The following is a 21,921-nucleotide window of genomic DNA, read 5'->3' on the forward strand; positions in this document are numbered from 1 at the left end:
CCACCCGTTAGACGGGTGGTTATGATTTGTGACGTTCAAAGTATGATTTAGTTTCTTTGAAGATGATTGGTGAGAGGACAAGAAGGGCAATCAAGTTAGGCAATGCCATCAAACCGTTTACGATATCCGCAATTTTCCAAACAACATCAAGTGTGAGGTAACCACCAAGAGCAACCATGACTACAAAAATGATGCGGTAGAGTGGAAGGAATTTCGTTGATTTGAAAATGAATTCGAAACAACGTTCACCGTAGTAAGACCAACCCAAGATTGTTGTAAAGGCAAAGAGAACCAAAGAAAGTGTTAAGGCAATTTCACCAAATGTACCAAAAACAGAAGAGAAGGCTGCTTGTGTCATTGGGGCACCTTCCAGGCTACCTGACCATTGACCCGTTACAAGGATAGCAAGACCAGTAAGCGTACAGATGATAATCGTATCAATGAAAGTACCTGTCATTGAAATCAAACCTTGTTCAACAGGTTCTTCGGTCTTAGCAGCTGCTGCAGCGATAGGAGCAGATCCAAGACCTGACTCATTTGAGAAGACACCACGCGCAATACCAAGACGCATTGCAACCATGACTGTTGCACCAGCAAAACCACCAACGGCTGCTTTACCAGTAAAGGCAGATTGGAAGACCATTTCAAGGACTGGAAGAAGTTGATTAAAGTTAGTAAAAATAACCACAAGTGATGCTAGGATATAAAGCCCAGCCATAAATGGTACGACCTTTTCAGAAACTTTTGAGATAGATTGGATACCACCAAAAATGATGGCAGCAGTGATAAGAGCAAGTATGATACTTACGATTTTTGGTGACCAGTCAAAGCTATTTTGAAGTGAAGCGGTGATTGAGTTAACTTGAGAGAAAGTACCAATCCCTAACCATGCAACTAGGACACCTGCAAAGGCAAAGAAGTAGGCCAATGGTTTAGCAATTGTTTGCCATTTCCCAGAAAAACCGTGTGTGATGTAATACATTGGACCACCAGATACATTTCCTTGGTCGTCAAGTGTACGGAATTTAATAGCCAAAAGACCTTCGGAATATTTGGTTGCCATACCAAAGAAAGCGGCAATCCACATCCAGAAAAGGGCACCAGGTCCACCCGTTTTGATGGCAGTAGCTACACCGACAATGTTACCTGTACCAACAGTTGCTGCGAGAGCAGTCGCAAGGGCTGCAAAACTAGAAATATCACCTTCCCCTTTATCTTCAGCAAAGATAAGTTTAAAAGCTTTAGGAAGACGAAGAACTTGCAAAAGACCAAGACGAATTGTAAGGTAAATCCCAGTTCCTACAAGAAGGACCAGAAGGGGTGGACCCCAGACAAAATCATCAATGGTAGTAAAAAATTCTAACATAAATTTACAATCTCCTTTAACCGAGACGTCAAAAAAGAGGTTTGGCTTAACCAGACCTCTGAGAATACAAAGCTATTACTACAAGTTAAAAAACTTGCGATGCTTTCTGTCCTTTTACCTGAGAGTTTCGGTTGTTACCCCTTGCCCCTTCGGTGTCTTGTTTACAGCTAAGGCTGCTTCAAGATCTCTCCAGAAGTCCGTCAATCACCAGTCATCCTGATGACATCACTCGGTTCTTATTTTATTGTGATTCTATCTTATCGAAAAAAACGAACAGTGTCAACACTAATTTTCATCAAAACTATAAAAATCCGAATATTATTCTTTAGAATGTCTTCCTCTAAAGCTAGAAAAAGCTAGGAATATGGGCAATCTTAAGCAAAGTACTTCCAATATAAACAAACAATTATCTTCTAAAGTTATTTCAGATCCATTATGAATAGAATCTGCATTTTCATCCAAAAAATGATAAAATAGTAGAGCTTATTTTTGAGAATGGAGAATATGATGAACCCATTATTAACTGGTATGAATGACAAACAGGCCGAAGCCGTCCAAACGACTGAAGGGCCTTTATTGATTATGGCTGGTGCAGGATCTGGGAAGACACGTGTGCTTACCCACCGCATTGCCTACCTCATTGACGAGAAAATGATTAATCCCTGGAATATCCTAGCCATTACCTTTACCAATAAGGCAGCTCGTGAGATGCGTGAACGTGCTATGGCTTTAAATCCAGCAACTTCAGAAACCTTGATTGCGACCTTCCATAGTATGTGCGTGCGAATTCTTCGTCGTGAAGCGGACCATATTGGCTACAACCGAAACTTTACTATCGTAGATCCTGGTGAACAACGTACTTTGATGAAACGTATTCTCAAGAATCTGAACCTGGACCCTAAGAAGTGGAATGAACGTGCCATCTTAGGGACGATTTCCAATGCAAAAAATGACCTCTTGGATGAAGTGGCCTATGAGCACCAGGCCGGTGATATGTACACCCAAATCGTTGCTAAATGTTACAAGGCCTATCAGGAAGAGCTCCGTCGAAGTGAAGCTATGGATTTTGACGATTTGATTATGATGACTTTACGTCTCTTTGACAAAAATCCTGATGTTCTCGCCTATTATCAGCAGCGTTATCAGTACATTCACGTGGATGAGTACCAAGATACCAACCATGCTCAGTATCAGTTGGTAAAACTCTTGGCATCTCGCTTCAAGAATATCTGTGTCGTAGGTGATGCGGACCAATCAATCTACGGTTGGCGTGGGGCTGATATGCAGAACATCCTTGACTTTGAAAAGGACTATCCTGAAGCCAAGGTAGTTCTCTTGGAAGAAAACTACCGTTCAACCAAGAAAATTCTCCAAGCAGCCAATGAAGTTATCAAGAACAACCGAAACCGCCGTCCTAAGAAACTTTGGACTCAAAATGACGACGGTGAACAAATCGTTTATTACCGTGCTAATGACGAGCGTGATGAAGCTGTTTTTGTTGCTTCAACTATTGATAACATCATTCGTGAAGAAGGTAAGAACTTTAAGGATTTCGCTGTGCTTTACCGTACCAATGCTCAGTCTCGTACCATTGAAGAAGCCTTGCTCAAGTCTAATATTCCTTATACCATGGTTGGAGGTACCAAGTTCTATAGCCGTAAAGAAATTCGTGATGTCATTTCTTACTTGAACTTGATTGCCAATCCTGCAGATAATATTAGCTTTGAACGTGTGGTTAATGAACCTAAACGTGGAGTTGGGCCTGGTACGCTTGAAAAGATTCGTAACTTTGCCTATGAGCAAAACATGAGTCTCCTAGATGCATCAGCTAATATTATGTTGTCACCAATTAAAGTGAAAGCAGCTCAGGGCGTTTACGATTTTGCCAACATGATACTGAATCTACGTGACCAGCTAGATGGGCTAAGTATTACTGAAGCGGTAGAGGCTGTTTTAGATAAGTCTGGTTATCTGGATGCTCTTTCTATGCAACAAACACTTGAAAGTCAAGCACGCATTGAAAATATCGAAGAGTTCATGTCTGTTACTAAGAATTTTGATGAAACCAACACCGATGGTTCGGAAGACGAGACTGGTATTGACCGTTTAGGCCGTTTCTTGAACGATCTAGCGTTGATTGCTGATACGGACGATGGTGATATGGAAGCAGCAGAAGTAACCTTGATGACTCTCCATGCTGCTAAAGGACTTGAATTCCCAGTTGTCTTTCTTATCGGTATGGAAGAGGGGGTCTTCCCTTTGTCTCGTGCCTCAGAAGATCCAGAAGAACTCGAAGAAGAGCGTCGCTTAGCTTACGTAGGTATTACCCGTGCTGAAGAGATTCTTTTCCTTACCAACGCTAATACGCGGACGCTTTTTGGTAAGACTAGCTATAATCGCCCTAGCCGTTTCTTGCGTGAAATTTCAGATGATTTATTACAATATCAAGGTCTAGCACGCCCAGCCAATTCATCATTTGGTGTTCGTTTTACAAAAGAAGAGCCTACACAATTTGGTCAAGGCATGAGTTTACAACAAGCGCTTCAGACCAGAAAAGCAAATGCACAACCTCAAAGACATACGGGCGCTCAGCCATTTTCAAAAGCTACTGGCGGACTACCTTTTGGCAAGACTTCAGACTCTGGGAATTCAGCTACTGACTGGGAAATCGGAGATATCGCTCACCACAAGAAGTGGGGAGATGGGACCGTCCTAGAAGTAACTGGAAGTGGCAAGACACAAGAACTTAAGATCAAATTCCCAGAAGTTGGACTTAAAAAAGTTTTGGCAAGCGTAGCACCGATTGAGAAGAAATAGAAAGGGACCGAAAGGTCCTTTTAATAAGCCTTCCCTATCACATTGATAAAAAATTTCTATTAGACAGCTAGCTTTTATGGGTGTAGAATGAAGGCAACTTTTGTTTTGGAGGACACCCATATGTCACGAGAATTTTCATTTGAAACCTTACAATTACACGCTGGACAAACACCTGACAAGGAAACAAAATCACGTGCGGTTCCAATTTACCAAACGACTTCATATGTTTTTGACGATGCTCAAGAAGGTGAAGATCTCTTTGCTCTTAGAAAACCGGGTAATATTTACACACGTATTACCAATCCAACAGTAGCAGTCCTTGAAGAACGTATTGCAGCCCTCGAAGGTGGTGTTGGTGCCTTGGCTACGGCTTCAGGTATGGCTGCAATCACCTATGCGGTCCTTGGTTTGGCACATGCTGGCGATCATGTTGTTGCTGCGACAACACTCTACGGTGGAACGTTCAATCTCTTAAAAGAAACTCTTCCACGCTATGGTGTCACAACAACTTTTGTAGATGTTGACAATCCTGAAGAAATTGAAGCTGCTATCAAAGATAATACCAAACTAGTCTTGATTGAGTCTTTAGGTAATCCGCTTATCAACATTCCTGATTTTGAAAAGATTGCTGAAATTGCTCACAGTCATAAGATTCCATTGGTTGCTGACAATACTTTTGGTACTCCATATCTCATCAATGTTATCTCCCATGGTGTAGATATCGTGGTTCATTCTGCGACTAAGTTTATCGGTGGACATGGAACAACTATTGGTGGTCTTATCGTCGATTCTGGTAAATTTGACTGGGAAGCTTCAGGAAAATTCCCACAGCTGGTTGACGAAGACCCATCTTACCACAATATCAGCTATACACGTGATGTTGGTCCAGCAGCATTTATCACCGCCCTTCGTACACAACTTTTGCGTGACACAGGGGCTGCCTTGGCACCTTTCAATGCTTTCTTGCTTTTACAAGGACTTGAAACACTTTCACTTCGTGTCGAACGCCACGTCGAAAATGCTAAAAAAATCGTAGACTTTTTGGAAAATCATCCAAAAGTTGAAAAAGTTAACTATCCTGGATTGCCATCAAGTCCTTACTATGACTTGGCACAAAAATACTTCCCTAAAGGACCAGGTTCTATTTTCACTTTCCATGTTAAAGGTGGGCAAGACGAAGCACGTACCGTTATCGATAATCTTGAAATCTTCTCAGATTTGGCTAACGTTGCTGATGCAAAATCTTTGGTGGTGCACCCTGCAACAACAACTCACCAACAATTGGCAGAAGCAGATTTACTAGCTTGTGGTGTCACTCCAAATCAAATTCGTATCTCAGTTGGTTTGGAAAACGCAGATGATTTGATTGAAGATTTAAAACTAGCCCTTGATAAAATCTAAGTATTTTGATACTAAATATTTAAACCAGCTCTATAGCTGGTTTTTTGTTATACTATCCCTATGAAATTTGCTTTTGATTTGGATGGAACCCTATGTTTTGATGGTATGACTATGTCAAAAGAACTACAAGAGGTTCTTTTAACAGCACCTAAATACGGTCATGAGATTATTTTTGCAACAGCACGCTCTTACAGAGACTGTCTTAGTATTTTGGAGGGAGAATTGAAAAAACTGACAGTAGTTGGCTTAAACGGTGGTGAAGTCTTTCAAGATGAACATTTAGTATCACAATACACAATACCTTCTCATGCTCTCAGAACGATTGTTAGCTACTGTGATACCTATAATCTCCCTTATTTTATTGATGATACCTTTAATTATGCTATTCAAAATCCTGAACAGATTCCTTTTCTCTCAAATGTTGCCCCATTAAACAAAGCAAAGATTTTGCCTGTCCAAGAACTTAATAAGCCCATTAAAGCTGTTATTCCTCTTGCAGAGCATGAGGATATACGAGAAGACCTTATCTTTAATCTAAACAAACTAGAATGTTTAGACCTTACTTACCATGATATCGAAAGGTGTCTCTACATTAATCCTAAAGGAGTGACTAAGGCTAGTACTGTTTTAAACCACTTTGGTAGAGACTTTGTATCTTTTGGAAATGACCAAAATGATATTTCTCTTTTTAAAAATGCTATATATGGTGTGCAAGTTGGTGATTATCCCTACCTGAAGGACTTTGCGGATGAAGTCATTCCTGCAATTAATACAGTGATAGCTGAAAAAATTAAACTACTGTTTGAAAAGTTCTAAACAAATGCTTAGGTTTCTTGCTCTATTTACAGTACAATAGTAAAAAAAGTATTGGAGGACTAACATGCCAACATTTATTGGAAAACCAGTTACAGTAGCAGAAGACAAACAACTTCAAGTTGGAGATACCTTGCGTGACTTTAATTTGACAGCAACAGATTTGACGAAAAAATCACTTTCAGAATTCGATGGAAAGAAAAAAGTTATCTCTATCGTTCCATCAATCGATACTGGTATTTGTTCAACTCAAACACGTACCTTTAACAAGGAATTGTCAGAACTAGATGATACTGTAGTTATTACTATTTCAGTGGACCTACCATTTGCGCAAGCTCGTTGGTGTGGTGCTGAGGGCCTTGAAAATGCCATTATGCTTTCTGACTACTATGAGAATAGTTTCGGTAAAGACTACGGTGTCCTTATTGAAGAATGGCACTTGTTAGCGCGTGCCGTTTTAGTGGCAGACGCTGACAACAAGATTACTTATGTCGAATATTTGGACAATATCAATACTGATCCAAACTATGAAGCGGCAGTAGCAGCAGTTAAAAGCTTATAAAAGGGGCCCCGGTCTCTTTTTTATTTTGCCTTTCTTACAGTTTTCACTTGCAAAAGTATTAGCTTCTTGCTATTATTGTATAGCAATACTCAATACGGATAGTAAAATATAAAAAGGAGATTCAATGTCTGAAAAAGAAAGACCTCAACTGATTATCGATTACGAAGCTAATACAGACAAACTTGTTCGTTTAGGTGATGTTGTCGATCAATTTAAAGGAAAAGCTGTTCCAGCTAAGGCAGAACCTGGTGAATTTGCTGTCATTAATCTATCGGATATGACACCCAACGGCATTGCTTACGATGACCTAAAAACATTTTCCGAGGAACGCCGCAAACTTTTACGCTTTCTCTTAGAAGATGGAGATGTGCTTATTGCATCTAAGGGAACTGTTCAAAAAGTTGCTGTTTTCGAAGATCAGGGCAATCGTGAAGTTGTTGCCTCATCAAATATCACAGTATTACGACCTAAGGAAAAACTTCGTGGTTTTTACATCAAGTTCTTTCTTGAGACAGATATTGGGCGTGCCTATTTGGACTATGCTGATAAGGGAAAGGCTGTCCTCAATTTATCGACAGCTGACCTCTTGGACATCAAAATTCCTGAAATACCGATTGTTAAACAAGATTACCAAATTGCCGCCTATTTACGTGGTCGTGCCGATTTCCACCGTAAGATGGTCCGTGCAGAGCAAGAGTGGGGAAATATCCAGCATAATGTTACAGAAGCTCTATTTGGAAATTAACCAAAAGCCAGCAAACTAGGATTTGTTGGTCTTTTTTTATTATTCTCGTGTATAATGGTAGTAGCAAATATGTTATTAGGAGGTCATTATGACTACCAACACCATAGATTTATCACAACCAGTCGCAACAATCATAAAAGAGCATCCAGAGGTTAAGGATTTACTGATTGACCTTGGTTTTAAGCCCTTGTCTAACCCAGCTATGCTAAATACTGTCGGTAAGGTAACCAGTCTAAAAGCTGGTTCTAAGTTAGCTAATATTCCCCTAGATAAAATCAAGCAAACTTTACTGTTCAATGGTTATGATGTCATCGGAGACTAATATGGAAAACAATCGTATTCAAATACTCAAAGAAATTCTCCTAGATTTACATCATGGAGCTAGTCCCGAAAGTGTTCAAGAGCGCTTCAATCAACACTTCAGGGGAGTATCTGCCCTTGAAATCTCTATGATGGAGCATGAATTGATGTCTTCTGAAGATGGAGTTACCTTTGAAGATGTTATGAGCCTTTGTAATGTCCACGCTAACCTCTTTAAAGGAGCTATTGCAGATGTGGAAGTGGCAGACGCTGATCAAGAGGGCCACCCTGTCTATGTCTTTAAACAAGAGAATTTAGCCCTACGTTCAGCTATTCTCCGTATCCGACGTATCATAGAAAATATCAGTAAGCCTGAAAATGAAGACTTTAAATCTGACCTACTCAATGGACTTAAACATCAGATGTCTTTATTGGGACAATTTCATAACCATTACACACGTAAAGAAAAGCTCTTCTTTCCAATAATGGAGCGTTATGGTCATGATTCTCCTCCAAAGGTTATGTGGGGTGTAGACGATGACATCCGGAAACTCTTTCGAGATGCAGAGGCTAAACTCCAGGAACTCCCAAAAGGAGATTTAGAGGAATTTTCAAAGTCCTTTGAAGCTTTCTCGGAAGAATTTGAAGCTATGATTTTCAAGGAAGAAGCTATCTTACTGATGATTCTGCTTGAAACCTTCACACAAGACGATTGGCTTTCGATTGCCGAGGAAAGTGATGCCTATGGCTATGCAATTATAAAACCTACAGCCGTCTGGAAACCTAAGCGTGAGCGTTTTGAGGAAGACAATACGGAAACATCGCAAGAACAGTCAGGTCTGAGCACTGACGAACATACGGGCAATACCCGAATTATTGATACCCCAGAAGGGCAATTTACCATCAGCTTCACCCCAAAACCAAAAACTGAAACTGTCGTAGATAGAGAAACAACGCAACCTTTTGGCAATGGTTATCTTTCCGTGGAGCAGGCCAATCTCATCCTCAATCATCTTCCTTTGGAAATCACTTTCGTCAATAAAGACGATATCTTCCAATACTATAATGATAATGTTCCCGCCAATGAAATGGTTTTTAAACGAACACCTAGCCAAATTGGACGAAACGTTGAACTTTGTCATCCGCCAAAAGTGCTTGATAAGGTCAAGAAAATCTTTGAATTACTAAGAAGTGGAGAGCGTGACCAAGTTCCAATGTGGTTCAAATCTGAACGTTTAGGAAAATTCGTCTATGTTACCTATGCAGCTGTTAGAGATGACAAGGGAGACTTTCAAGGTGTCCTAGAGTATGTGCAAGATATTCAACCTTTCTTTGAACTAGAAAGCGATCTTAAAAGAGACATTGATTAAAAAGCTAGCAGTCTTGCAATTGCTTATGACTATAATACTCAAGAGGTTAGAGACTTTGCTCTCTGCCTCTTTATGTTTCTACCTAGCTCTTTAGGATTGCTTTTGATATAATTAAAAGTATGATTTCAGGAATTATTAATCTAAAAAAAGAGGCTGGAATGACCAGTCATGATGCTGTATTTAAACTACGCAAAATATTACAGGAGAAAAAAATCGGACATGGTGGTACTCTCGATCCTGATGTGACTGGTGTTCTACCTATAGCGGTTGGAAAAGCTACTCGTGTTATTGAATACATGACTGAAGCAGGGAAAGTCTATGAGGGAGAAATTACCATTGGCTTTTCGACAACTACCGAGGATGCTAGTGGAGAAATCGTCCAAATAACTCCAGTAACAGAGCTTGATGAAGAAGCCGTTGACAAGGCAATGGCAAGTTTTGAGGGAGAAATCACACAAATTCCCCCTATGTACTCAGCAGTTAAGGTCAACGGAAAGAAACTTTATGAGTACGCACGCGCTGGAGAAGAAGTAGAACGTCCACAACGTCAAGTGACCATTACCGAATTTGTCCGTACCTCACCCATCGAGCTAGAAAACGACACTGCGAGATTCACCTTCCGTGTTGCTTGTAGCAAGGGAACTTATGTCCGTACCTTATCTGTTGATTTGGGTGCTAAACTCGGCTACGCGAGTCATATGTCTGCTCTTCGTCGAACAGCCTCAGCTGGTCTAACCTTAGATAAGGCACTAACACTCTCACAAATTTCAGAAATGGTAGAAGCAGGGGATACGTCCTTCCTCCTTCCTATCGAATTTGGTGTTCAGGATCTGCCAACAGTACAAGTCACTGAAGATGATGCTAAAGAAATCTCATTTGGTCGCTTTATTGCTATTGATAGCCAAGAACCCTTGGTTGCGGCCTTTTTAGAAGACAAAGTTCTAGCCATCATGGAAAAGCGAAATCAAGTTTATAAACCTAGAAAAGTATTAAGTCAATGAAAATAACTTCTATTAACGATTATAAAGATATCCATCAGGAAAAGGGTACAGTCCTTGTCTTAGGCTATTTCGATGCGCTTCATCGTGGTCACAAGGTCCTTTTTGATAAGGCGCGCCAGATTGCTGACGACAAACAGCTTGAAGTAGCTGTTCTTACCTTTAATGAAAGTCCTCAACTGACTTTTCAACGGTATACGGATGATCTCCTCCTTCATATCACAGCACCCAAGAGACGCTGTGATCTTTTTGAAGCCTATGGAACAGATCAGCTTTACTTAACAGATTTCAATAGTGATTTTGCCCGAACGAGTTCAGATGATTTCATTGCCCGCTATATTAATCGGTTAAAAGCTCAAGAGGTTGTTGTGGGCTTTGATTACAAGTTTGGACACCATCGAACGGATGCGGACTATTTAGCCCGTAATTTTTCTGGTAATGTCCATGTCATTGAAGAGCAACAAAGCGATGGTGAAAAGATTTCGTCAACACGTGTACGTCAATTAATACGAGAAGGTAATGTTAAAGAAGCCAATAAACTTCTTGGCCACGAATTCTCGACACGTGGCATCGTGGTACATGGTGATGCCCGTGGGCGTACCATTGGTTTTCCAACTGCTAATTTAGCACCAATCGACAGAACCTTTCTCCCTGCAGATGGCGTCTATGTTGCTGATGTGGTGATTGATGGTAAACGCTATCGTTCCATGACTAGCCTAGGTAAAAACGTTACCTTTGGGGGAACAGAACTCCGCCTTGAAGCCAATATCTTTGATTTCGAAGGCGATATTTATGGAAAAACAATCGAAGTTTTTTGGCTAGATTATATCCGTGATATGATTAAGTTCAATAATATAGAGGAACTTTGCGCTCAACTGGAGGCCGATAAAAAAATCGCGGAAAAATTTTAAGAAAGCGTAGCCAAAACTAATCAAATAATGTATAATGATTAGGAATGTTAAAGTGAAAGGGGTGTTTGCATGGTAACTTTATTTTTATCACCTAGCTGCACCAGCTGTAGGAAAGCACGAGCCTGGTTGACCAATCATGAAGTTGCTTTTGACGAACACAATATTATCACGAGCCCATTAACTCACGATGAGTTGATGAAGATTTTGTCTTACACGGAAAATGGTACTGAAGATATCATTTCAACCCGTTCAAAAGTCTTTCAGAAGCTAAATATCGATGTGGATGATTTGACCATCAAGGAACTCATTCAACTGATTTCTGAATATCCAAATCTTCTTCGTCGACCTATCATTATGGACAACAAACGCATGCAAATCGGTTTCAACGAAGATGAAATTCGTGCCTTTTTGCCTCGTGATTATAGAAAGCAAGAATTGCGTCAAGCGACCATTCGAGCTGAAATTGAGGGTAACAATGACTAAAGGAAATTATTCCTACCCACTCGATCCATCATGGAGCACTGAGGAAATCACCACAGTGCTTCATTTTTTGAGTCAGGTAGAAAAAGCATACGAGAGCAAGGTTGACCGTGACCAACTCTTGCAAGCCTATAAGGCATTTAAAACCGTTGTCCCAGGCAAAGCGCCTGAAAAGCAACTAGACAAGGCCTTTGAAGAAGCTAGCGGTTTTTCAACCTATCAAGCTGTCAAAGCTGCTAAAGCAAAAGATAAAGGATTTGTATCACTTGGAAAATAAACTGATTTTCGCCAAAGAAATCATCAAAGAAGCTGGTGCTTTTATTAAAGAAAGTTTAAGTAAAACAATCACGGTCGAAGAAAAGACAGCTTTTGATGATTTAGTCACTAATATTGATAAACAAACACAAGATTTACTCGTGGCACGTATTAAATCTGCCTTTCCTTCAGACAATATTTTCGCTGAAGAAAATGGCTTGGTGCATAATATCAAGGATGGAAACGTCTGGGTCTTGGATCCAATTGATGGAACGGTCAATTTTATTGTCCAACAAGATAATTTTTGTGTGATGATTGCCTACTATGAAGAGGGGCAAGGAAAATTTGGTCTCATTTATAACGTCATGGCTGATCAACTTTTCTATGGTGGTGGCCAGTTTGATGTGTATTGCAATGACAAATTGCTTCCAGCCTATAAAAGTCGCCCATTAGACCGCTGCCTAGTCGCTAGCAATGGAGCCATGTATGCTAAAAATTTTCATGGTTTAAAAGACCTTATTGATAAGACCTTGGGTGTTCGTGTCTATGGTGGTGCCGGTTTAAGCATGTCAAAAGTCCTATCTGGTCAAATTTTAGCTTACTTTTCAGTTATTTACCCATGGGACTATGCTGCAGCAAGTATTATGGGAGAAAAATTGGGTTATCACCTTGAGACCATTACTGGAGAACCACTGGATTATTCTAGTCGTCAAGCTGTAATGCTTGTGCCCAAAGACAGACTTGAAGAAATCAAGGATATTATGGGCTCAGAAAATTAATTTAAAACAAAAACCATACTGGACAAATCAGAACAGTAAGTTCTCTTGGTTAGTCCAGTTTTTTGATAGAAAGGAAACTATGCAATTTCCATCAGACTTTATAGAAAAATATAATAAGCTCCTTGGAGATGAAGCGGAGGAATTCTTTGCATCATTTGATCAAGAAGCCGTGTCCGCCTATCGTACCAACCCTCTGAAAAAGCAACAGAAAAACTTTCCTGATGCCATTCCTGAAACACCTTGGGGCCATTACGGTAAAATTTCTGGAAAATCCGCCGATCATGCAACTGGTTTGGTTTATTCTCAGGAACCAGCTGCTCAAATGGTAGCCCAAGTGGCAGCTCCGGCCAAGGGAAGTCGTGTCTTAGACTTGGCAGCTGCTCCAGGCGGAAAATCTACTCATCTTCTAAGCTACTTAGACAATACAGGACTGCTCGTCAGCAATGAAATCAATCCAAAGCGTAGTAAAATTCTGGTTGAAAACATTGAACGTTTTGGGGCGAGAAATGTTGTTGTGACTAACACGTCAGCTGATAAACTAGCCAAAGTTTTCAAAAATTACTTTGATACGATTGTCTTTGATGGACCTTGTTCTGGAGAAGGAATGTTCCGAAAAGACCCTGATGCAATCCAATATTGGCACAAGGATTACCCTAGTGAACTGGCACAATTACAGAAAGACATCTTATCAGACGGTTTGAAGATGCTCGCTCCTGGTGGTCAATTAATCTACTCAACCTGTACCTGGTCTCCGGAGGAAAATGAAGGTGTTGTCGCTTGGATTTTAGAAAATTACCCTGATCTTGAATTAGTAGAAATCCCTAAATGGAATGGCATGAGCGATGGGATTGATTTTCCAGAAACAGCTCGAATGTATCCGCACCATTTCAAAGGTGAAGGCCAGTTTGTGGCAAAATTCCAGGATAAGCGCGTGGCTGAGCAGGCACGTATCAAAGAGGGAAAATCTAACCTAAACAAGGAGCAGAAGCAACTCTGGGAAGATTTTGCAAAAAAACACCTTAAGACTCGTCTAGATGGTTTACTCCAAGTTTTTGGGGACAATCTCTATCTGCTTCCTAAGGGACTTCCAGACCTATCTAAAGTTAAAATCGCTCGTAATGGACTGCATCTTGGTGTCTTTAAGAAAAAACGTTTTGAACCAAGTTTTGCTCTTGGAATTGCGTTAACCTCAGATGAAGTTGTTTCAAGTATAGAGCTAATTCAAGACCAGTTTGCCCAATACGTTTCTGGTAATGTGGTCACTCTAGATCAAGCGCAACCAAACGGTTGGTATCAGCTTTTAGTGGACGGCAATGGTTTTGGGTTTGCTAAAGTTGTTGGAAATACGGTTAAAAACTTCTATCCTAAAGGATTAAGATTTCACATTTAAGAACCTGTAACCAAACTTTAATATGACTTAATTATCCTATACTTGTTATAATTAGATAGGTGTCTTTTAACAGCATATCTATGAGACACATTCTTACTTATGTTACAAAATGTCGGAGGACAAAAATGAAAAAAACAAAAGTCCTTGCAGTGATTCTGTCACTGGCAATGGCCATGCTGGTTTTAACTGGCTGTGCCTCTTGGATTGACCGTGGCCAGTCCATTACAGCAGTTGGTTCTACAGCCCTTCAACCCTTAGTGGAGGCGGCAGCAGATGGGTTCGCTGAAAAGAACCCTGACAATATCGTTAACGTTCAGGGGGGCGGTTCTGGTACTGGACTTTCTCAAGTACAATCCGGTGCCGTTCAAATTGGTAACAGTGACCTTTTTGCCGAGGAAAAATCGGGAATTGATGCTAGTAAGCTTGTTGACTTTCAAGTTGCCGTTGCTGGGATTGCAGTTATTACAAACAAAGAAGTCTCTGTAGATAACTTGACAACAGAACAACTGCGTAAGATTTTCACTGGTGAAATCACAAACTGGAAACAGCTTGGTGGTAAAGACCTAGAGATTACTATTATTAACCGTGCAGCCAGCTCAGGATCACGCGCAACTTTCGATGCAGTGATTATGGATGGTAAATCACCAATCCGTACCCAAGAGCAAGATTCTAACGGTATGGTTAAGTCAATCGTTGCTCAGACACCAGGTGCTATTTCCTACCTATCATTTGCTTACCTTGATGATTCTGTTAAAACATTGAAGTTAAATGGATTTGAACCCAAAGCTGAAAATGTTGCAACTAACGATTGGCCGATTTGGTCCTACGAACATATGTATACCAAGGGAAAACCGGATAGCTATACCAAACAATTCTTAGATTACATGATGAGTGACGAAGTCCAAGAAAACGTCGTCGCAAAAATGGGTTACATTTCCATCCATAGCATGAAAGTTACCAAGGATGCTGATGGTAACGTTTCAAAGAAGAGTGAGGAGTAAGCATGAAAAATGAAGAATTGGTGAAACAATTAACATCACCCTCTAAAAATTCACGCCTCGAGAAGTTTGGTAAAACAATCACTTTCCTTTGCCTGGCCTTGATTGTTTTCATCGTGGCGATGATTTTACTTTTCGTTGCTCAAAAAGGGCTGGCGACTTTCTTTGTCAATAAAGTTAGCTTGGTCGAGTTTCTCTTTAGTGGTGATTGGTCACCATCTGAAGGCAAATTCGGGGCTCTACCAATGATTTTGGGATCATTCGTAGTGACTTTGCTTTCAGCCTTGGTTGCAACCCCATTTGCCATTGGAGCAGCCATCTTTATGACTGAGATTTCTCCGAAAGGGGCTAAATTCTTACAACCAGCTATCGAACTTTTGGTCGGGATTCCATCCGTTGTTTATGGATTTATTGGTCTCCAAGTCGTGGTTCCATTTGTTCGCTTAATTTTTGGTGGAACAGGTTTTGGTATTCTTTCAGGTACCTTTGTCTTGTTCGTCATGATTCTACCAACCGTAACCTTTATGACAACAGATACGCTTCGTGCAGTGCCTCGTCACTATCGTGAAGCTAGTCTGGCCATGGGAGCTACACGCTGGCAAACGATTTGGCGTGTGACACTTAATGCGGCTAAACCAGGTATCTTCACGGCCGTTATCTTTGGTATGGCCCGTGCCTTTGGTGAAGCTCTGGCCATCCAAATGGTTGTCGGAAATTCCGCCGTGATTCCAACTTCTTTAACGACACCAGCAGCAACTTTGACATCTGTCTTGACTATGGGAATCGGGAATACAGTCATGGGTACTGTTTCAAACAATGTCCTTTGGTCTCTCGCCCTGGTGCTCTTATTGATGAGTCTTGGTTTCAATATGTTGGTGAAATTCATTACCCGTGAGAGAAAGAGAAATTATGAACGCTAAAAAAATTGATAAAATTGCCATCAGCACACTCTATGTGATTGCTGGCATTATTGTAACAATCCTGGCAGCCTTGATTCTCTATATCTTGGTTCGCGGGATACCACACATCAGCTGGTCTTTCTTGACTAGTCGATCATCATCCTACAAAGCTGGTGGAGGAATTGGGGTTCAACTCTACAACTCATTCTTCCTATTGGTTATTACTTTGATTATTTCTGTGCCTCTTTCAATGGGAGCTGGCATCTTTTTATCAGAATATGCTAAAAAAGGACGACTTACCAACTTTGTCCGTACCTGTATTGAAATCCTATCTTCACTACCTTCAGTGGTGGTCGGACTCTTTGGTTATTTGATTTTCGTTGTCCAATTTCAGTATGGATTTTCAATCCTATCAGGTGCCTTGGCCTTAACTGTCTTTAACTTGCCACAAATGACTCGTACGGTTGAAGATAGCTTAAGAACTGTTCACCATACCCAACGTGAAGCTGGCCTAGCTCTAGGTTTGTCTCGATGGGAAACTATCTGTCACGTTGTTGTTCCAGAAGCCTTACCTGGTATTGTTACTGGTATCGTTCTTGCTTCTGGTCGTATTTTCGGAGAAGCAGCAGCGCTTATCTATACAGCAGGTCAATCTGCACCAGCACTTAACTGGAGCGACTGGAATCCGCTTAGCATCTCTAGTCCAATTTCGATTTTCCGCCAAGCAGAGACACTTGCTGTTCACATCTGGAAGGTCAACTCAGAAGGTACGACACCTGACGCCACTGCAGTATCTGCTGGTTCAGCAGCAGTGCTCTTGATTTTCATTCTGATTTTCAATTTTGGTGCACGTCGTTTGGGAGCTTACCTCCATAAGAAATTAACATCCGCTTAAAGGAGTTATCATGACAAAATATAATTGGGACGAGCGTCATATTATTACCTTCCCAGAGAAGGAGCTCGCTCTTGAAACAAAGGACTTGCATGTCTACTATGGTCAAAAAGAAGCCATCAAAGGTATCGACATGCAATTCGAGAAAAATAAAATCACAGCTCTTATTGGGCCTTCAGGATGCGGTAAATCAACTTTTCTTCGTAGTCTAAACCGTATGAATGATACGATTGATATTGCTAAGGTTACTGGACAAATCCTTTATCAAGGAGTCGATGTTAACGCAAGTAATATCAATGTTTATGAAATGCGTAAACATATTGGAATGGTTTTCCAACGTCCAAATCCCTTCGCCAAGTCTATTTACAGAAATATCACCTTTGCTCACGAACGTAAAGGTGTAAGAGATAAGCAAACCTTGGACGAGATTGTTGAAACATCACTTAAGCAAGCTGGACTTTGGGATCAAGTTAAAGATGACCTTCATAAATCTGCCTTTACCCTCTCAGGTGGTCAGCAGCAACGTCTTTGTATTGCAAGAGCTATTGCCGTGAAACCGCAGATTCTCCTCATGGACGAACCTGCAGCTTCATTGGACCCTGTAGCTACTATGCAGCTCGAAGAGACCATGTTTGAACTTAAGGAAGATTACTCTATTATCATCGTGACGCACAATATGCAACAAGCAGCGCGTGCTAGTGATTATACAGCATTCTTCTACCTTGGTGATCTTATCGAATATGATGAAACCAAGAAAATCTTCCAAGATGCTGCCCTACAGTCAACCAATGACTATGTATCAGGACGCTTTGGATAGAAAGGAGCACTCATGACTGAACCAATCATTTCAATTAAAGATTTATCGGTGTATTTCAATAAGAAAAAAGCCCTCAATAATGTGACAATGGATTTCTATCCAAATGAAATCACGGCCCTTATCGGTCCTTCAGGATCCGGGAAATCAACCCTGCTCCGTTCTATCAACCGAATGGGAGATTTAAATCCCGAATGGACACTTACTGGTGCTGTTTCATACAACGGTCACAATGTCTACAGTCCTCGAACAGATACCGTTGAACTCCGTAAAGAAATCGGAATGGTCTTCCAACAACCCAATCCTTTTCCAATGTCTATCTATGAAAACGTGGTTTATGGCCTTCGTATCAATGGTATCAAAGATAAGGCTGTTCTTGACCAAGCAGTAGAAGAATCACTAAAGGGTGCTTCAATCTGGGAAGAGGTTAAAGACCGTCTCCATGACTCAGCACTTGGACTTTCAGGAGGGCAACAACAACGTGTCTGTATTGCTCGAGTGCTAGCCACATCTCCAAAGGTTATCCTTCTTGACGAACCAACGTCGGCCCTCGACCCTATATCCGCTGGTAAGATTGAGGAAACCCTCTATAACCTTAAAGAACAATACACTTTGTTGCTAGTCACTCGTTCTATGCAGCAGGCAAGTCGTATCTCACAACGAACAGCCTTTTTCCTTGATGGAGAGCTCATCGAGTATTCATCAACGAAAGACATGTTCCTAAATCCACAACATAAAGAAACTGAAGATTATATTACCGGTAAATTCGGTTAAGAAAGGACAGATTACTAAAAAAATTATGATGTTACGAACTCCCTTCGAAGAAGAATTAGAAAAACTCCACAACCAATTTTACGCTATGGGTACAGAGGTTGCAGCTCAGCTTAAGAAAGCTGTACGTGCCTTTATCAGCCATGACCGTGATTTGGCTAAGGAAGTCATTGAAAATGACGAAATCGTCAATAACTACGAAACCAAACTTGAGAAAAAATCACTTGAAATTATTGCTCTACAGCAACCTGTATCAAGTGATTTGCGTACAGTTATCACCGCACTTAAAGCATCTAGCGACGTAGAGCGTATGGGTGACCATGCCGTTGCTATCGCTAAAGCAACCATCCGCATTAAAGGTGAAGAGCGTCTAACTGAAATTGAAGCTGAAATCAAGAAAATGGGGAAAGCAGTCCGCCACATGGTCGAAGATGCTCTAGATGTTTACTTGAACAGTGACGAACGACGCGCTTATGAAATCGCAGCTTCAGATGAAATCATTGATAACTATTTCCGTGATATTCAAGCCATGACAGTAGAAGGTGTTCGTAAGAATCCTGATGCCGCCTTCGCTGCCAAAGAATATTTCCAAGTACTTATGTATTTGGAACGTATCGGTGACTATGCCCGCAATCTCTGCGAGTGGGTTGTCTACCTCAAATCTGGTAAAATCATTGAACTGTAGGCAAAGCTTCCAATCTATGTTATAATGGGTTTGTATTGAATAATTCAGACCCTTTTCTTTTGTAAAAGAGTCTAATATCGAAACATTTGTCAGTCTGTTTCGATACGAAAAGTTAGATTAGGAGTATATACGTATGACAGCATCTGTTGCTCGTTTTATCGAAAGTTTCATCCCTGAAAATTACAATCTTTTCTTGGACATTAATCGTTCTGAAAAGACCTTTACAGGGAATGTTGCCATTACAGGTGAAGCCCTTGATAACCATATCTCCCTTCACCAAAAAGACCTTACCATTAGTTCCGTTCTCTTGGATAATGAATCGTTAAACTTCCAAATGGATGATGCTAACGAAGCCTTCCATATTGAACTTCCAGAGACTGGGGTTTTGACGCTTGTCATTGAATTCTCTGGTCGTATTACAGATAATATGACAGGGATTTACCCATCATATTACACCTACAATGGTGAGAAAAAAGAAATTATTTCAACGCAGTTTGAATCTCATTTTGCGCGTGAAGCCTTCCCATCTGTTGATGAACCAGAAGCTAAAGCTACTTTTGATTTCTCATTGAAATTTGATGCTGAAGAAGGCGATATCGCTTTGTCAAATATGCCTGAAATCAATAGCCATTTGCGTGAAGAGACTGGAGTTTGGACTTTTGAGACAACCCCTCGTATGTCTACATACCTCCTTGCCTTTGGTTTTGGGGCTCTTCAAGGTAAGACAGCGAAAACACAAAACGGTACTGAAGTTGGTGTCTTCGCTACAGTTGCACAAGCTGAAAACAGCGTTGACTTTGCCCTTGATATTGCCGTTCGTGTCATCGATTTCTACGAAGACTACTTCCAAGTCAAGTATCCTATCCCATTGTCATACCATCTCGCACTTCCTGACTTCTCAGCAGGTGCCATGGAAAACTGGGGACTTGTTACCTATCGTGAAGTTTACCTTCTTGTAGATGAAAATAGCTCAGCTGCAAGTCGTCAACAAGTAGCCCTTGTAGTTGCACACGAATTGGCTCACCAATGGTTCGGTAACCTTGTTACAATGAAATGGTGGGATGATCTCTGGCTTAACGAAAGCTTTGCCAATATGATGGAGTATGTTTCAGTAGATGCCATTGAGCCTAGTTGGAATATCTTTGAAGATTTCCAAACAACTGGTGTGCCTCATGCTCTCCAACGTGATGCTACAGACGGTGTTCAGTCTGTCCACATGGAAGTCAATCACCCAGATGAGATTAATACCCTCTTTGATAGTGCTATCGTTTATGCTAAAGGTAGCCGTCTCATGCATATGCTTCGCCGTTGGTTAGGTGACGAAGCCTTTGCTAGAGGACTTAAAGCTTACTTCGAAAAACATCAGTACAACAACACTATTGGACGAGATCTCTGGAATGCCCTCTCTGATGCTTCTGGTAAAGATGTCTCTAGTTTCATGGATACTTGGTTGGAGCAACCAGGTTACCCTGTTGTTAGTGCAGAAGTAGTTGACGACACTCTTATTCTTAGTCAAAAACAATTCTTCATTGGTGAACATGAAGATAAAGGTCGTCTTTGGGAGATTCCATTGAATACAAACTGGAAGGGGCTCCCAGACACACTCTCAGAAGAGCGTATTGAGATTCCAAATTATAACCAGCTTGCTGCTGAAAATAAAGGAGCTCTTCGCCTTAATACAGCAAATACAGCACATTACATCACAGATTATCAAGGTGAACTCTTGGACCAACTCTTAAAGGAATTTGCTAACCTTGATACTGTAAGTAAACTTCAGATTTTGCAAGAACGCCGTCTTCTTGCTGAAAGTGGCCGTATCTCGTATGCAAGCCTAGTCGCTCTTCTTGATCTTGTCGAAAAAGAAGAAAGCTTCTTGATTGCTCAAGCTAAGTCCCAAATCCTCGCTGGTTTGAAACGCTTTATCGATGAGGATACAGAAGCAGAAGTGCATTACAAGGCTTTAGTACGTCGTCAATTCCAAAACGACTTTGAGCGTCTTGGTTTCGATGCCAAAGATGGAGAATCAGATGAAGACGAAATGGTTCGTCAAACAGCTCTTAGCTACTTGATTCAAGCAGACTATCAACCAGCAGTCCTTGCGGCCGCAAGTGTTTTCCAAGCTCATAAAGAGAACATTGAAAGCATCCCTGCAAGTGTCCGTGGTCTCGTTCTCATTAACCAAATGAAACAAGAAGACAGCCTAACTCTTGTTGAAGACTATGTCAATGCATATGTAACAACAAATGATAGTAATTTCCGTCGTCAATTAACTCAAGCAGTTTCATACCTTAAAAACCAAGAAGGTCTCGACTACGTGCTAGGTCAGCTTAAAGACAAACATGTCGTTAAACCTCAAGACTTGTACCTATGGTATATGAATTTCCTCAACAAATCATTTGCACAAGAAACCGTTTGGAACTGGGCGAAAGATAACTGGGATTGGATTAAGGCAGCCCTAGGTGGCGATATGAGCTTTGATAGCTTTGTTAATATTCCAGCAGGAATCTTTAAAACGCAAGAACGTCTTGATCAATATATTGCTTTCTTCGAGCCACAAACAAGTGATAAAGCCTTAGAACGTAATATCTTGATGGGAATTAAGACAATTGCTGCACGAGTAAACTTGATTGAAAAAGAAAAAGCAGCCGTTGAATCTGCCCTTAAAGATTATTAAT

At 40.8% G+C, this 21,921-nt stretch carries 21 protein-coding genes and 1 riboswitch; of the genes, 20 read left to right on the plus strand and 1 reads right to left on the minus strand.

The window, feature by feature from the left end; genetic code table 11:
* Positions 1-19: 19 nt before the first annotated feature.
* The gene (locus HMPREF2571_RS08435) at positions 20-1,366 is read right to left on the minus strand and encodes an alanine/glycine:cation symporter family protein (RefSeq protein WP_013990589.1); all 1,347 of its coding nucleotides are present in this window, start codon (positions 1,364-1,366) and stop codon (positions 20-22) included.
* 96 nt (positions 1,367-1,462) lie between these two features.
* Positions 1,463-1,569, minus strand: a riboswitch (glycine riboswitch).
* 304 nt (positions 1,570-1,873) lie between these two features.
* Between HMPREF2571_RS08435 and pcrA the strand changes: the two genes are divergently transcribed.
* From pcrA to HMPREF2571_RS08535, 20 genes are all read left to right on the plus strand, one after another.
* A complete protein-coding gene (gene pcrA, locus HMPREF2571_RS08440; RefSeq protein ID WP_013990590.1) occupies positions 1,874-4,183 on the plus strand; it encodes a DNA helicase PcrA in 2,310 nt (769 codons plus the stop codon).
* A 120-nt stretch (positions 4,184-4,303) separates the two neighbouring features.
* Complete coding sequence (locus HMPREF2571_RS08445; protein WP_002884918.1) at positions 4,304-5,584, plus strand: O-acetylhomoserine aminocarboxypropyltransferase/cysteine synthase family protein; 1,281 nt, start codon at positions 4,304-4,306, stop codon at positions 5,582-5,584.
* A gap of 60 nt (positions 5,585-5,644) precedes the next feature.
* Positions 5,645-6,400 (plus strand): HAD-IIB family hydrolase, encoded by a 756-nt coding sequence (locus HMPREF2571_RS08450; RefSeq protein ID WP_013990591.1) that lies wholly within the window; start codon positions 5,645-5,647, stop codon positions 6,398-6,400.
* Positions 6,401-6,464: 64 nt separating this feature from the next.
* Positions 6,465-6,959 (plus strand): thiol peroxidase, encoded by a 495-nt coding sequence (gene tpx / locus HMPREF2571_RS08455; RefSeq protein WP_013990592.1) that lies wholly within the window; start codon positions 6,465-6,467, stop codon positions 6,957-6,959.
* Between the two features lie 124 nt (positions 6,960-7,083).
* Positions 7,084-7,704: a restriction endonuclease subunit S gene (locus HMPREF2571_RS08460; RefSeq protein ID WP_013990593.1), complete on the plus strand. Its 621-nt coding sequence runs from the start codon at positions 7,084-7,086 to the stop codon at positions 7,702-7,704.
* Positions 7,705-7,792: 88 nt separating this feature from the next.
* Positions 7,793-8,026 carry a DUF1858 domain-containing protein gene (locus tag HMPREF2571_RS08465; protein WP_004182516.1) on the plus strand — a complete coding sequence of 78 codons (234 nt, stop codon included), beginning with the start codon at positions 7,793-7,795 and terminating at the stop codon, positions 8,024-8,026.
* Position 8,027: 1 nt separating this feature from the next.
* A complete protein-coding gene (locus tag HMPREF2571_RS08470; RefSeq protein ID WP_041817223.1) occupies positions 8,028-9,374 on the plus strand; it encodes a DUF438 domain-containing protein in 1,347 nt (448 codons plus the stop codon).
* Positions 9,375-9,493: 119 nt separating this feature from the next.
* Positions 9,494-10,375 (plus strand): tRNA pseudouridine(55) synthase TruB, encoded by an 882-nt coding sequence (gene truB, locus HMPREF2571_RS08475; protein ID WP_014633124.1) that lies wholly within the window; start codon positions 9,494-9,496, stop codon positions 10,373-10,375.
* Positions 10,372-11,283 (plus strand): bifunctional riboflavin kinase/FAD synthetase, encoded by a 912-nt coding sequence (locus HMPREF2571_RS08480; protein WP_070847802.1) that lies wholly within the window; start codon positions 10,372-10,374, stop codon positions 11,281-11,283. The genes truB and HMPREF2571_RS08480 overlap by 4 nt, the downstream gene beginning before the upstream one ends.
* 69 nt (positions 11,284-11,352) lie before the next feature.
* Entirely contained in the window at positions 11,353-11,766 is a 414-nt protein-coding gene (locus HMPREF2571_RS08485; RefSeq protein WP_004182520.1) for a Spx/MgsR family RNA polymerase-binding regulatory protein, read from the plus strand.
* On the plus strand, positions 11,759-12,040 hold the full coding sequence (locus tag HMPREF2571_RS08490) for a UPF0223 family protein (RefSeq protein WP_004182521.1): 282 nt from the start codon (positions 11,759-11,761) through the stop codon (positions 12,038-12,040). The genes HMPREF2571_RS08485 and HMPREF2571_RS08490 overlap by 8 nt, the downstream gene beginning before the upstream one ends.
* Positions 12,030-12,797, plus strand: coding sequence for an inositol monophosphatase family protein (locus HMPREF2571_RS08495; RefSeq protein WP_004182522.1), 768 nt, complete (start codon positions 12,030-12,032; stop codon positions 12,795-12,797). Before HMPREF2571_RS08490 ends, HMPREF2571_RS08495 begins: the two co-directional genes overlap by 11 nt.
* Before the next feature lie 79 nt (positions 12,798-12,876).
* Positions 12,877-14,187, plus strand: a complete 1,311-nt coding sequence (locus tag HMPREF2571_RS08500) for an RsmF rRNA methyltransferase first C-terminal domain-containing protein (protein WP_070847805.1) — start codon at positions 12,877-12,879, stop codon at positions 14,185-14,187.
* A 125-nt stretch (positions 14,188-14,312) separates the two neighbouring features.
* Positions 14,313-15,188 carry a phosphate ABC transporter substrate-binding protein PstS family protein gene (locus tag HMPREF2571_RS08505; protein WP_070847808.1) on the plus strand — a complete coding sequence of 292 codons (876 nt, stop codon included), beginning with the start codon at positions 14,313-14,315 and terminating at the stop codon, positions 15,186-15,188.
* Positions 15,189-15,190: 2 nt separating this feature from the next.
* On the plus strand, positions 15,191-16,105 hold the full coding sequence (gene pstC / locus HMPREF2571_RS08510) for a phosphate ABC transporter permease subunit PstC (protein WP_002890959.1): 915 nt from the start codon (positions 15,191-15,193) through the stop codon (positions 16,103-16,105).
* The gene (gene pstA, locus HMPREF2571_RS08515; RefSeq protein ID WP_013990602.1) at positions 16,095-16,979 is read left to right on the plus strand and encodes a phosphate ABC transporter permease PstA; all 885 of its coding nucleotides are present in this window, start codon (positions 16,095-16,097) and stop codon (positions 16,977-16,979) included. The genes pstC and pstA overlap by 11 nt, the downstream gene beginning before the upstream one ends.
* 10 nt (positions 16,980-16,989) lie before the next feature.
* The gene (pstB, locus tag HMPREF2571_RS08520; RefSeq protein WP_003092580.1) at positions 16,990-17,793 is read left to right on the plus strand and encodes a phosphate ABC transporter ATP-binding protein PstB; all 804 of its coding nucleotides are present in this window, start codon (positions 16,990-16,992) and stop codon (positions 17,791-17,793) included.
* A 12-nt stretch (positions 17,794-17,805) separates the two neighbouring features.
* The gene (gene pstB / locus HMPREF2571_RS08525) at positions 17,806-18,564 is read left to right on the plus strand and encodes a phosphate ABC transporter ATP-binding protein PstB (protein WP_070847809.1); all 759 of its coding nucleotides are present in this window, start codon (positions 17,806-17,808) and stop codon (positions 18,562-18,564) included.
* A gap of 28 nt (positions 18,565-18,592) precedes the next feature.
* Entirely contained in the window at positions 18,593-19,246 is a 654-nt protein-coding gene (phoU, locus tag HMPREF2571_RS08530; protein ID WP_004182526.1) for a phosphate signaling complex protein PhoU, read from the plus strand.
* A gap of 133 nt (positions 19,247-19,379) precedes the next feature.
* Positions 19,380-21,920: a M1 family metallopeptidase gene (locus tag HMPREF2571_RS08535; protein WP_070847811.1), complete on the plus strand. Its 2,541-nt coding sequence runs from the start codon at positions 19,380-19,382 to the stop codon at positions 21,918-21,920.
* The last annotated feature ends 1 nt before the right edge of the window (position 21,921 follow it).

The organism is Streptococcus sp. HMSC068F04 (assembly GCF_001837455.1).
GTDB lineage: Bacteria > Bacillota > Bacilli > Lactobacillales > Streptococcaceae > Streptococcus > Streptococcus salivarius_D.